Raw genomic sequence first — 12,130 nt, forward strand, 5'->3', positions numbered from 1 at the left:
GCCGGATGGTGCCGCACCGGAGGGGCGGCGGCCTCAGCGGCGCGGCTCAGCGAGCGCCAGTGCCGGTTGCCGCAGCGACAGCCGTGCGAACACCCAGCCGACCAGGGCGCCGCAGATGGCGTCGATGGCCACGTGCTGGTGCGTGGCCAGGGTCGACCAGGTGATGGCCACGCAGCAGGCCGCGTTGAACGCCAGCCAGCCACGCGGCGCACGCATGGTCCTGAGCAGGTGGTGCATCCAGTAGGCTGCGAACACAGCCGACGCCACGTGCAGCGACGGGCAGGCATTGCCGGCGGCGTCCACACCCTTGACGAACGACAGGCCGGGGTATTGCGACCAGTCGATGGGCATGGCCGGCACCTGCGTCGGGAAGGCCCAGAAGACGGCCAGGCAGCTCAGGCACAGCAGACCGACCCATGCACCGAAGCGCAGCAGTCCGCGGAAATTGCCCATCATGGCCGGCGCCAGCGATACATACACCCACAGCGACGCATAGACCCAGAAGGCCCATGGCACCAGCGGCACCCAGTGGTCGAGCCAGATTTCGGGCATCACGTAGGGCGTGCGCGCCGGCTCTGCCATCACGAAAAAGTAGCCCTGGAAGAACAGGATCATGAAGGCCGAGGTCCCGGTGGCCTTGAGCAGCCACAGGTGGGTGAGCCTGAGGCGCAGTTCGTGGGTCCAGGGTGTGGGCACAGGGAGCGAGTCTGGCATGGTCATGAAGTGACGGACCGGTGCCAGGCAGTGGCTCCGAGGCATCGATCATATGCGGGCCGGTGCGTCCGTGTCGGGGCGGCCTGCATGGGGCGGCAGATACAATCGACCCTGGCCGAAAACGCCGGGCAGCCCGCCGACCGGACGCCGGGGGCGTTTTCATGACATCAATGGCACTGAACCGCATGGACTCGACAGAACTCATTCGCACCTTTCTTCGTGACAGGCTTGGTGTGGAGGCAGACCGGGTGACCGATGGCGCGACGCTGGCCGATCTGGGGGTGGACTCGCTGATGCTGGCGGAGCTGATGTTCGAGGCCGAAGACCGCCTGGGCATTTCGATCAATGCGGACGAAGGCATCCCCCAGACCGTGGGAGAGATGCGCGCCGTGATCGACCGGTTGCTGGCTGACAAGGCTGGGTCGGGGGACTGATGCCGCGCCGCGTCGCAGTCACCGGGCTGGGGCTGATCAGCCCGTATGGCGGTGACCTGGAAACATTTTTCAACCGGCTGATGGCCGGCGAGTCGGCGGTGTTCCACCTGCTGACCGACGATCTGCCGCGTCCCCTGTCGATGCCCTTCGTGGGTTGCCCCGGCTTCGACGCCGATGCGCGCCTGGGCAAGCCGCTGGCCTCGATGATGGAGCGCTTTGCACACCTGGGCATGGCGGCGGCCTTCGATGCCTGGGCCGATGCCGGGCTGGCGCGCCAGCCCGCCGATGGCGAGGGGCGCGAGAGCTGGGGGTGCATCTGGGGCACGGCCCTGGGCGGCATCCTGGCGTTCGAGCGTGGCTACCGCGACATGTGGCTCAAGGGCCGCGAACGCCTGTCGCCACTGTCGGTGGTCATGGGCATGAACAACGCCGTCAATGCCCATGCCTCAATCCAACTCGGGCTGGGCGGCGTGAGTTTCAGTCACACCGCTGCCTGTGCCTCGTCGGCCATCGCGATCGGCGAGGCCTTCCGCCGCATCCAGGCGGGCGATGCCGACCTGATCCTGACCGGTGGCTGCGACGCGACGCAGACCTATGGCGTAGCCAGGGCCTGGGAGGCCATGCGCCTGATCGCGCCGGGCCAGGGCGAGGAGGCCACCGCGGCCTGCCGCCCTTTCGCGGCCGACCGCAAGGGCCTGGTGCTGGGCGAAGGCGCTGCCGCCCTGGTGCTGGAGGACTGGGAGCACGCGGTGGCGCGTGGCGCGCGCATCCATGCCGAAATGGTGGGCTATGGCAACACCTGCGACCACAGCCACCTGGTGCGGCCGGACGTGGGCGGGCAGGTGCGCGCCATTCGCTCGGCCATGCAACAGGCGGGCCTGCAGGCGGGCGACGTCGACTACGTCAACGCCCACGGGACTGCCACGCTCGAAGGCGATCCGGTCGAGGTGGCGGCCCTGCGCGAGGTGTTCGGCCGCCACGCGGCCGGCCTGCCGGTCAGCGCCACCAAGTCCATGCATGGCCACCTGCTGGGGGCGGCCGGCGCCATCGAGGCGCTGGTCACCGTCCTGGCCGTGGCCCGGCAGGCCGTGCCGCCCACGGCGCACCTGGCCGGACGGCTCGATCCGGCCTGCGAGGGTCTGGACCACGTGCTGGAAGGCCGCGAGGGTGTGCCGGTGCGCGCCGCGCTGTCCAACTCGTTCGCGTTCGGAGGCAGCAACGCCGTGCTCGCCTTCCGCGCCACCTCGTCCCACTGATTTCATCGACTGTCCCGACCATGACGTCTGCATCTGCCTTTCCGCCCGCCGAACAACTCATGCCCGAAGTGGCCGCCCTGATCGTGGAGGCGCTCAACCTGGAGGTTCAGCCGGACGAGATCGAGCCCGACGCGCCGCTGTATGGTGAGGGGCTCGGACTCGATTCCATCGACATGCTCGAAATCGCGCTCGTGGTGTCCAAACGCTACGGCTTCCAGCTCAAGTCGGACAACGAGAACAACCAGAAGATCTTTGCCTCGCTGCGCACCCTGTCCGAGCACATCACGGGCCAGCGCACGCAATAAAGAAAGAGAAGGGTGGCCCGGCGATGAACAAGAGTCAGCCTGGCTGGCGCGCCTTGCTGGCGGTCCTGCTGGTGCTGGGCTGGATTGCCTCGGCCCACCTGGCCAGCTCGGGCATCGGCCCGGCCGACCTGCACACCGTGGTGGCCGTGGCGCCGCTGCTGGCCGCTGCTGCTGCCCTGCTGTGGCAGACCCCGCTGCGCGGCGCGCCCGCCTGGGGCCTGATGCTGTTGATGGCCGGGGGGCTGGCGTGGCGCTGGGGCTGGTTGCGCGGCAACCTGCCATGGCTGTACTACCTGCAGCACCTGGGCACGCACCTGGCCATGGCCGCCTGGTTCGGGCGTTCGCTCATGGCCGGTCGCGAACCGGTGGTGACCGGCCTGGCGCGCATGATCTTCGGCGATGGCCTTTCCGAGCGCAAGCGCGGGTACACCCGGCAGGTGACGCTGGGCTGGACGGTCTTCTTTGTCGTCAACGCGCTGGTGTCCACGCTGCTGTTCGCCTGGGCGCCCATCGAAGTCTGGTCGGTGCACGCCAATGTGCTCACGGGTCCGCTGATCGGCCTGGTTTTTCTGGTCGAGATGCTGGTGCGCCGCTGCGTGCTGCCGCCTGCCGAGCGACCCGGGGTGCGCGAGATCATCGAGGCCTGGCGCTCGCGTCAGGACCCGGGCCGCACGACCACCACCCGATCGACCTCGCCATGACCGGATCGCTGCCTCTGATCAGCGGGCGTGCCGCGGACGACGTGCTGGCCTGGCGCGCCCAGGGCCCGGTCACCGTCAGCCAGTATCTCGGCGATGTCCAGGCGCTGGCCGGCTGGCTGCCGGCCGGACGCTGGGTCATCAACCTATGCGAGGACCGCTACCACTTCGCGGTGCTGCTGGGCGCGTGCGCCATCAGCGGCCGGGTCAGCCTGCAGCCGTCGTCGCAGAGTCTGGAAACCCTGCGGCAATTGGCGCACGAGTACGCGGGAGCCTATGTGCTCGGTGACACCGGCACCGACCTGCCCGGCCTGCCGGTGCATGCCTGGCCCTCCCTGGACGCGCTGGCTCATACCGGTGACCCCCCCGCCGTTCCGGCCGAACGCGTGGTCGCCATCCTGTTCACCTCGGGTTCGACCGGGCGGCCGCAGCCCCATGCCAAGACCTGGGGCCGGCTGGTGGCCAGCGGACGCGCCGAGGCCGAGGCCCTGGGGCTGGCCGGCCAGCCGCATGTGCTGGTGGGCACGGTGCCGGCCCAGCACAGTTATGGCTTCGAGTCCACCTTTTTGCTGGCCCTGCACGGCGGCTGCACCTTCTGGACCGGCAAGCCTTTCTATCCGCAGGACCTGGCCGAGGCGCTGGCCGCGGTGCCACGCCCGCGCCTGGTGGTCACCACGCCTTACCACCTGTCCAGCGTCATGGCCGCGGACGTGGCGCTGCCGCCGGTGGACCGCTGGCTGTCGGCCACGGCCCCGCTGAGCGAGACGCTGGCACAGCGCGTGGAGGCCGCCACCGGCGCGCCGGTGCACGAAATCTATGGCTCGACCGAGTCCTCGCAACTGGCCACGCGCCGCACCACCGGAGGGTCTGCCTGGTCCCTGATGCCCGGTGTGCGGCTGGAGCAGGAGGGAGGGACCACCTACGCGGTGGACGGTCACGTCGAGGGCCGGGTGGCCCTGTCGGACATCATCGGCCTGCAGCCGGAACCCGGCCGCTTCGTGCTGCACGGGCGTCACGCCGACATGGTCAACCTGGCGGGCAAGCGCACCTCGCTGGCCTACCTGAACCACCAGTTGTGCGGCATCGAGGGGGTGCGCGATGGTGCCTTTTTCCTGCCGCAGGAAGACAGCGAGTCGCGCGTGGCGCGCTTGGTGGCCTTCGCGGTGGTGGCGCCGGGCCGCTCGCACGCCGACCTGCTGGCGGCGCTGCGCCGCTGCGTCGACCCGATTTTCCTGCCCCGTCCCCTGGTGCTGGTGCCGGCGCTGCCGCGCAACCACACGGGCAAGATCACCCGGGACAGCCTGGAGCAACTCTATGCCGAGCATGTCGCGGGGCAAGGAGGGGGCAGTGCACGCTGAAACCTGGACCGTGCCGGACGACCATCCCGCCCTGGCCGGGCATTTCCCGGGGCGTCCCATCGTGCCCGGTGTCGTGCTGCTCGACCGTGTGTTGCATCTGGCCCGCCAGGTGCGGCCGCAGGCCACCGGCTGGGCCATCGTGCAGGCCAAGTTCCTGCGCCCGGTGGGGCCGGGCGCCGTGCTGCGGCTGGCACTGGCGTCCACCCCGCGGGGCGCGCTGGGCTTCGATATCCGCATGGGCGATGAGGCGGTGGCCAGCGGTGTTCTGCAAAGCGATGGCGCATGAGCAGAGCACCGGACACTGGCTGGCGTCAGCACCGGGAGCGTAGCCACGCCTGGGTGCTGCGCCTGATGGTGGGCATCTCGCGCCTGTTCGGTCGCCGTGTCGGGCGTGTCGTCCTGTACGGCATTGCGGCCTATTTCACCGCCTTCGCGCCCACCGCGCGCCGCGCCAGCCGCGACTACCTGGGCCGTGTGCTCGGACGCGAGGCAAGCTGGGCCGATGGCTACCGGCATGTGTTGAGCTTTGCCTCCACCGTGCACGACCGTGTGTTCCTGCTTGGCGAGGACAGCCATGGCCTGCAGATCGAGGTGCAGGGCGCCGAGGCACTGCAGGCGGCCTGTGCCGGCGGCCAGGGTGTGCTGCTGATGGGCGCACACCTGGGCAGCTTCGAGGTGCTGCGCGCCATGGGCCGCGAGCGTGGTGGCATGCGCGTCGCCATGGTGATGTACGAGGAAAATGCCCGCAAAATCAATGACGCCCTGAGGGCCATCAACCCGGCGGCCATGCAAGATATCATCCCCCTGGGCCGAGTGGATTCCATGATGGCCGTCAGGGACCGCCTGGCCGAAGGTTGCCTGGTCGGCATGCTGGCCGACCGTCTGCTGGACGCCGACGGTGATGAGGGTGTGGCCCTGCCGTTCCTGGGCGAGCATGCGCGCTTTCCGGTCGGGCCCTGGCGCCTGGCGATGCTGCTGCGGCGGCCCGTGTTTTTCATGGCCGGCCTGTACCTGGGCGGCAACCGTTACCAGGTCCGCTTCGAGCCGCTGGCCGATTTTTCGCAGGTGCCGCGCGAGCACCGGCAGGCCGCCACTGCCCACGCCATGCGGGCCTATGTGGCCATGCTGGAGCGTCTGGCGCGCGAAGCGCCCTACAACTGGTTCAATTTTTACGATTTCTGGCACAAGCAATGAATTTCCGACGCCTCCTGGCCCTGCTGCTGGCCAGCGTGTCGCTGGCCGCCCATGCCGCCTTCGACATCGACACCCTGATGCGCGATCTGGCCCGGCACACGGGGGGCAAGGCGCGTTTTGTCGAAACGCGGACCATGGCCATGCTGGACAAGCCGGTCGTCTCCAGTGGCGAGTTGCGCTACCAGCCGCCCGACCGGCTGGAAAAGCACACACTCGAGCCGTACCCCGAATCCATGATGCTGGACAAGGACACGCTGACCCTGGTGCGCGCCAACCGCCGCATGTCCGTCAACGTGGCCAGCCGGCCCGAGGCGCAGGCCTTCGTCGAAAGCATCCGCAGCACCCTGGCGGGCAACCGGCAGGCGCTGGAAAAGCACTACCGGCTGGCGCTGGCCGGCAGCCCCGCTGCCTGGTCGCTGGCACTGACGCCGGTGGACGGCGCCGTCTCGGCGCTGATCAGCCGCATCACCGTCTCGGGCGGCGGCAACCAGGTGCGTCGGATCGAGTACCAGCAGGCCGACGGTGATCGTTCCGAACTGGCCATCGAGCCCATTGCCGGCGAATGAAAGTCACACCCCTCAAGGCGTTCCTGCTGTGGCTGGTCGCCGTGGCGGCCGGCGTGGCCTGGATCGTCCTGCACACGCGCTTCACTGCGGACATGTCGTTTTTCCTGCCGTCCGATCCCAGCCCCGAACAGCGGGTGCTGGTCGGGCAGATGAAGGACGGCAGCGTTTCGCGCCTGCTGATGATCGGTATCGAGGGCGGGACCGAGGCCGAACGTGTCCAGGCCTCGGGCGCGCTGCGCGATGGGCTGGCCAGCTCGGGCCTGTTCGTCTCGGTGCAGAACGGCGAGGCCGATGCCCTGGAGGCCGAGCGCGATGTCCTGCTGCGCTACCGCTACCACCTGAGCCCGGCGCTGACGCCCGAGCGCTTGGCCCCCGAGGGCCTGCGCGAGGCGGTCGATCGCGCCATCGGGGTGGCGGTATCGCCGGTCGGTTTCCTGTTCAAGCCCTACCTGCTGCAGGACCCGACGGGCGAGATGATCGAGATCCTGGCGCAGTTGCATCCGGGCAGCGAGCCCGATACCCGGGGTGGTGTATGGGCGTCGCGCGACGGCCAGCGCGCGCTGCTGCTGGCACAGACCCGCGCGCCCGGGGGCGACACCGATGGCCAGGCGCAGGCCATCAACACCGTGCGTGCGCAGTTTGCCGCCCTGCAGCAGGCGCACGCACTCGATGGCCTGTCGCTGAGCCTGTCGGGTCCGGGCATGTTCGCCGTCCAGGCCAGGGAGGACATCCGCTCCGATATCGAGCGCATTTCCCTGATCAGCTCGATCGGCATCGGGCTGCTGCTGTTGTGGATCTACCGCTCGCCCCGCATGATGGCGCTGGGCCTGCTGCCGGTGGTGGCCGGCACGGTGGCGGCCATCGTGGCGGTGGACCTGGTGTTCGGCATGGTGCACGGCATCACGGTGGGGTTTGGTGCCGCCCTGATCGGTGAATCGGTGGACTACGCCATCTACTTTTTCGTCCAGTCCGGGCGCGTCGGTCTGCAGGCCTGGCGCGAGACCTTCTGGCCCACGATCCGCCTGGGCGTGGTGACCTCGATTGCCGGATTCGGGGTGATGCTGTGGGCCGGCTTCCCCGGCCTGGCCCAACTGGGTGTGTATGCGCTCTCGGGCATCGCGGTGGCGGCCCTGGTGACACGCTTCGTTTTGCCGGTGGTGGCCGGCGATCGGCATGACATTCCGCCGCCTGGCGTGGTGGGCAATACCACGCTGCGCTGGCTCGGGCAGGCCTGGCGCCTGCGCTGGCCGGCCTGGATCCTGACGGCGGTGGCGCTGCTGTACCTGGTGCAGCACCACGACCGCCTGTGGAGCACCAACCTGTCCGCCCTGTCCACCGTCACCGAGGCCGATGCCCAGGCCGATGCCCGCTTGCGCACCGACATCGGTGCGCCCGATGCGCGCTACATGGTGCTGGTGGCCGCCGGTGATCGCGAGAGCGCGCTGCGGCAGGCCGAGGCCGCCGGGCAGCGACTCGACCGCCTCGTCGATGAGGGACTGATCGGTGGTTATGACAGCCCGGTCCGCTTTCTGCCCAGCGAGCACACACAGCGCCAGCGCCTCGACGCCCTGCCGCCGCGCGAAGAGCTGCAGCGCAGGCTGACGCAGGCCCTGCAGGGTGCCCCCCTGTCGGCCGAGCGCCTGACGCCGTTCCTGGACGCGGTGGCCGCTGCCCGGCAGGCACCGCCGATGACGCGGGCCGATCTGGCCGGCACGGCCATGTCGCTGGCGGTGGACGCCATGATGTCGCAGGCCGACGGGCAGTGGAACATCGTGCTGCCCTTGCGGCCGCCAGCCACGGGCTCGCCCGACATTCCCGCCGACGCCGTGCGTCAGGCGCTTGCCGGTACCGGCGCCGTGTTCATCGACCTGAAGCTGGAATTCGAGACGCTCTACGCCGACTATCTGCAGCAGGCGGTGTACCTGGCGCTGGGCGGTGTGCTCGCGATCACCGCCATGCTGGCGTTCGCCATGCGCTCCTGGGTTCGCATCGGGCGCATGGTGCTGACCCTGGCCATGACGGTGATCATGGTGATGGCCGCGCTGCATGCGCTGGGCACCGAGCTGAACCTGTTGCACCTGATCGGTTTGCTGCTGATCGTTGCCGTTGGCTCCAACTACACCTTGTTTTTTGACCAGATCGACGCCGATGGTGGTCTGGCGGTCGATGTCTGGTCGTCCATGAGCGTGGCGGTCGTGACCACGGTGATCGGCTTTGGCGCACTGGCCGCATCCACCGCACCGGTCCTCAAGGCCATGGGCACGACGGTGGCCCCGGGCGTGGTGATCGCGCTGCTGCTGGCGGCCGCTTTCATCGTGCCCCGGCAGGGAAAGCCGGCATGACGCCGTTGTGGTGCAGTGAGGGGGCCAGCTCTGCGCTGGTGCTTCTGCCTGGCGCCCAGATGCGTGCGTCGGACATGGTGGCCGCGGGCCTGCCCGCCGTGCTGGCTGCGTCGGGCCGGAGCCTGGATCTGTGGGTGCCCGAGCTGCCGGTTGATCTGGTCCGTATCGGCCATACCGTGGACGCGCTGGCCCACGAGGTGCTGCCACCCCTGCGTGACCGTTACCGCGAGCTGTGGCTGGGCGGCCTCTCGCTGGGCGGCTGGCTGGCGCTGGTCCACGCGCAGCGCGAGGAGGCCGGGCTCGCGGGTCTGTGCCTGCTGGCACCCTATCCGGGCAGTCGCCTGACGACCAACGCCATCGCCCGTGCGGGCGGACTCGATGCCTGGCAAGCCACGCCGGCGCAGGCCGCCGACCTGGAGTTCCAGCTCTGGCAAGGCCTGCGCGAGGGGCGCCCGTCCCTGCCGGCCTTCGTCGGCATCGGGTGCGGGGATCGCTTCGCCGACACCATGCGGCCGCTGGCGCAGCGCCTGCCCAACGCCACGGTCGAGGAGGTGGCTGGCGGCCACGACTGGGCCGCCTGGTTGCCACTGTGGCAGGTATTTCTGGCCTGGATGGCGCGGCGCGGGGAGCAGCGCTGATGGCAGCACGGCGCTGGCGACCCTCGGCCTTCCTGCAGGCCTCGGCCTGGTGCCATGGTGCGGCGCTGGCCGGTGCCGTGGCGGCGCCGGGGGCCTGGCCCTGGGCCCTGGGCGCCGTGGCCGCCAACCATGTGCTCATCACCGCCGCCGGACTGTTGCCCCGCATGCGCTGGCTGGGCCCGAACATCACGCGGCTGCCTCCGGCGCCCGCCGGCCAGGGGCGCGTGGCCATCACCATCGACGACGGGCCCGACCCCGAGGTCACGCCGCGCCTGCTCGACCTGCTGGACGAGCAGGGCCTGCGGGCCAGCTTTTTCCTGATCGGCCACCGCGCCGAGCGCCACCCGGCACTGTGCCGCGCCATCACCGAGCGCGGCCACCGGGTCGAGAACCATGGTTACAGCCACTCGCACGCGCTGTCCCTGTTCGGTCCGGCGAAACTGCGCGCCGACATCGCGCGCGCCCAGGCGCTGCTGTCCGACTTCAGCGGACAGGCGCCGCGTTTCTTCCGGCCCACGGCCGGGCTGCGCAACCTGTTTCTGGAGCCGGTGCTGTGCGGGCTGGACCTGCAACTGGCGGCCTGGACCCGCCGCGGCTACGACACGCGCAAGTCCGATCCGGGCATCGTCCTGGCGCGGCTCACGCGCGGGCTGGCCGACACCGACATCCTGCTGCTGCACGATGGCCATGCCGCCCGCGATGCCCAGGGCCAGCCTGTGCTGTTGTCCGTGCTGCCCGCCTTGGCACAGCAGTTGCGTGCGCGCCATCTGAGCGCCGTCACCCTTCATCAAGCGATCCAACCTGCATGACCACCTCTTTGCCGCGCGGCCTGCTCGCCAAGGCCTGCGAGCGCTTCCGCCGCGCCGACCGATTCGCCTTCCACTATGCCCGGGGCAAGCTGGGCGGCGATGCCATCTTCGCCGAGCTGCTGCGCAGCGGCCTGCTGACGGACGCCCGGCGCATTCTCGATCTCGGCAGCGGGCAGGGCAGCCTGTTCGCGTTGCTGCTGGCTGCGGATGAAGCCTTCGAGCAGGGCCAGTGGCCCCGGGGGTGGGCGAAGCCACCGAAGCCCGTGCAGATGCGCGGCGTTGAACTCATGGCGCGCGATGTCTGGCGCGCGGCACAGGCCTTCGGTGCCGACCACCCCGTGGTGCACGTCGAACAGGGTGACATGAACGCCGTCGACTTCGGCCACTGCGACGTGGTGACCATCCTCGACGCCTTGCACTACTTCGATTTCGATCTGCAGCGCCGCGTGCTCGAGCGCATCCGCGATGCGGTCGGGCCGGGGGGACGCTTCATCACGCGCGTGGGCGACCAGTCCGCAGGTCTGCCGTTCAAGCTGTCGATGTGGGTCGATCAGGTGGTCACCTTCTCGCGCGGTCACCGCCTGCCGCGCCTGTACTGTCGCCCGGTGGCCGATTGGTGCGCGCTGTTGCGCGACATCGGCTTCGATGTCGAGGTCAAGCCCATGAGTGGCGCGCTGCCCTTTGCCAACACCATGCTGGTGTGCCAGGTACGCCACCCCGGGACAGCCCCGTCCATGGCCTAAGATCGGAGCAGGAGACATCTGAACGTGCAGCCCCTACCGATCACCGCCAGCACCTACACCACCTGCCTCGGGCGGGGTCTGGCCGCCAACCTGCAGGCCCTGCGGGCCGGCCGCAGCGGGCTCGCGCCCTGTACATTCGAGACCGTTCGCCTCGATACCTGGATCGGCATCGTTGACGGGATCGACGATGTGCGCCTGCCGGCGACGCTGGCCGCCTACGATTGCCGCAACAACCGGCTGGCGCTGCTGGGCCTGGAAACCGACGGCTTCGCGCAGCGGGTGCGGGAGGCCGTCCGCCGCTACGGGGCCGAACGCGTGGGCGTGTTCATGGGCACCAGCACCTCGGGCATCTTCGAAACCGAGATCGCCTACCGCCACCGCGATCCGGCGACGGGGGCGCTACCCGCCAGCCTGAACTACGGCGGATCGCACAACCCGTTTTCGGTGGCCGACTTCACGCGTCTGGTGCTGGGGGCAGAAGGCATGGCACTGACGATTTCCACCGCCTGCTCCTCCAGCGCCAAGGTGTTCGCCGCCGCCGCGCGCCAGATCGCGCTGGGCAGCATCGATGCCGCCGTCGTGGGCGGGGTGGACAGCCTGTGCCTGACGACGCTGTACGGCTTCTCGTCGCTGCAGCTGACCTCCACGCGACCGGCCAAGCCGTACGACGCCACGCGCGACGGCATTTCCATCGGCGAAGGCGCCGCTTTTGCGTTGCTGGAACGAGGCGACGACACGTCCGCCGCCGCCGCGCAGGCCTGGCTGCTGGGCACGGGCGAGTCGAGCGACGCCTATCACATGTCGGCGCCGCACCCGGAGGGTCTGGGTGCGAAGCTTGCCATGGAGGCCGCACTGGTCTGCGCGGGGCTGCAGCCGCAGGCCATCGGCTACATCAACCTCCATGGCACCGCCACGCCGGCCAACGACGCGGCCGAAGGCAAGGCCGTGGCGGCGCTGTTCGGCGACCAGGTGCCCTGCAGCTCCACCAAGGGGGCCACCGGCCACACCCTGGGCGCTGCCGGTGCGATCGAGGCCATCATCGCCATGCAGAGCATTGCCGAGGACTGGATACC

Annotated in this window: 14 protein-coding genes; 13 read left to right on the plus strand and 1 reads right to left on the minus strand. The window is 69.7% G+C overall.

Going from position 1 to position 12,130, the window contains the following annotated elements; all coding sequences use genetic code 11:
- Window positions 1–33 precede the first annotated feature (33 nt).
- On the minus strand, window positions 34–720 hold the full coding sequence (locus tag PHQ87_RS04095; RefSeq protein ID WP_300231553.1) for a phosphatase PAP2 family protein: 687 nt from the start codon (window positions 718–720) through the stop codon (window positions 34–36).
- 164 nt (window positions 721–884) lie between these two features.
- On the opposite strand from PHQ87_RS04095, the gene PHQ87_RS04100 reads away from it, so the two are divergent.
- From PHQ87_RS04100 to PHQ87_RS04155, 13 genes are all read left to right on the plus strand, one after another.
- Window positions 885–1,148, plus strand: a complete 264-nt coding sequence (locus tag PHQ87_RS04100; RefSeq protein ID WP_300231556.1) for an acyl carrier protein — start codon at window positions 885–887, stop codon at window positions 1,146–1,148.
- Complete coding sequence (locus PHQ87_RS04105; protein ID WP_300231559.1) at window positions 1,148–2,404, plus strand: beta-ketoacyl-[acyl-carrier-protein] synthase family protein; 1,257 nt, start codon at window positions 1,148–1,150, stop codon at window positions 2,402–2,404. Before PHQ87_RS04100 ends, PHQ87_RS04105 begins: the two co-directional genes overlap by 1 nt.
- Window positions 2,405–2,424: 20 nt before the next feature.
- Window positions 2,425–2,709 (plus strand): phosphopantetheine-binding protein, encoded by a 285-nt coding sequence (locus tag PHQ87_RS04110; RefSeq protein WP_300231562.1) that lies wholly within the window; start codon window positions 2,425–2,427, stop codon window positions 2,707–2,709.
- 23 nt (window positions 2,710–2,732) lie between these two features.
- Window positions 2,733–3,410, plus strand: coding sequence for a hypothetical protein (locus PHQ87_RS04115; RefSeq protein WP_300231564.1), 678 nt, complete (start codon window positions 2,733–2,735; stop codon window positions 3,408–3,410).
- The gene (locus PHQ87_RS04120) at window positions 3,407–4,765 is read left to right on the plus strand and encodes an AMP-binding protein (protein ID WP_366524434.1); all 1,359 of its coding nucleotides are present in this window, start codon (window positions 3,407–3,409) and stop codon (window positions 4,763–4,765) included. The genes PHQ87_RS04115 and PHQ87_RS04120 overlap by 4 nt, the downstream gene beginning before the upstream one ends.
- The gene (locus tag PHQ87_RS16060; protein WP_366524435.1) at window positions 4,755–5,051 is read left to right on the plus strand and encodes a hypothetical protein; all 297 of its coding nucleotides are present in this window, start codon (window positions 4,755–4,757) and stop codon (window positions 5,049–5,051) included. Before PHQ87_RS04120 ends, PHQ87_RS16060 begins: the two co-directional genes overlap by 11 nt.
- Window positions 5,048–5,959, plus strand: coding sequence for an acyl-CoA synthetase (locus PHQ87_RS04125; RefSeq protein WP_300231566.1), 912 nt, complete (start codon window positions 5,048–5,050; stop codon window positions 5,957–5,959). The genes PHQ87_RS16060 and PHQ87_RS04125 overlap by 4 nt, the downstream gene beginning before the upstream one ends.
- Window positions 5,956–6,525 (plus strand): LolA-related protein, encoded by a 570-nt coding sequence (locus PHQ87_RS04130; RefSeq protein WP_300231569.1) that lies wholly within the window; start codon window positions 5,956–5,958, stop codon window positions 6,523–6,525. The genes PHQ87_RS04125 and PHQ87_RS04130 overlap by 4 nt, the downstream gene beginning before the upstream one ends.
- A complete protein-coding gene (locus PHQ87_RS04135) occupies window positions 6,522–8,867 on the plus strand; it encodes an MMPL family transporter (protein WP_300231572.1) in 2,346 nt (781 codons plus the stop codon). The genes PHQ87_RS04130 and PHQ87_RS04135 overlap by 4 nt, the downstream gene beginning before the upstream one ends.
- Window positions 8,864–9,505 carry a hypothetical protein gene (locus PHQ87_RS04140; RefSeq protein WP_300231573.1) on the plus strand — a complete coding sequence of 214 codons (642 nt, stop codon included), beginning with the start codon at window positions 8,864–8,866 and terminating at the stop codon, window positions 9,503–9,505. Before PHQ87_RS04135 ends, PHQ87_RS04140 begins: the two co-directional genes overlap by 4 nt.
- The gene (locus PHQ87_RS04145) at window positions 9,505–10,314 is read left to right on the plus strand and encodes a polysaccharide deacetylase family protein (RefSeq protein WP_300231574.1); all 810 of its coding nucleotides are present in this window, start codon (window positions 9,505–9,507) and stop codon (window positions 10,312–10,314) included. Before PHQ87_RS04140 ends, PHQ87_RS04145 begins: the two co-directional genes overlap by 1 nt.
- Window positions 10,311–11,057, plus strand: coding sequence for a class I SAM-dependent methyltransferase (locus PHQ87_RS04150; protein WP_300231576.1), 747 nt, complete (start codon window positions 10,311–10,313; stop codon window positions 11,055–11,057). Before PHQ87_RS04145 ends, PHQ87_RS04150 begins: the two co-directional genes overlap by 4 nt.
- A 24-nt stretch (window positions 11,058–11,081) precedes the next feature.
- Window positions 11,082–12,130 (plus strand): beta-ketoacyl-[acyl-carrier-protein] synthase family protein (locus tag PHQ87_RS04155; protein ID WP_300231577.1); only part of this gene is annotated, 1,049 nt, incomplete at its 3' end.

It is taken from the genome of Hydrogenophaga sp. (assembly GCF_028698005.1).
In the GTDB taxonomy this organism is placed as follows: Bacteria; Pseudomonadota; Gammaproteobacteria; order Burkholderiales; family Burkholderiaceae_C; genus Hydrogenophaga.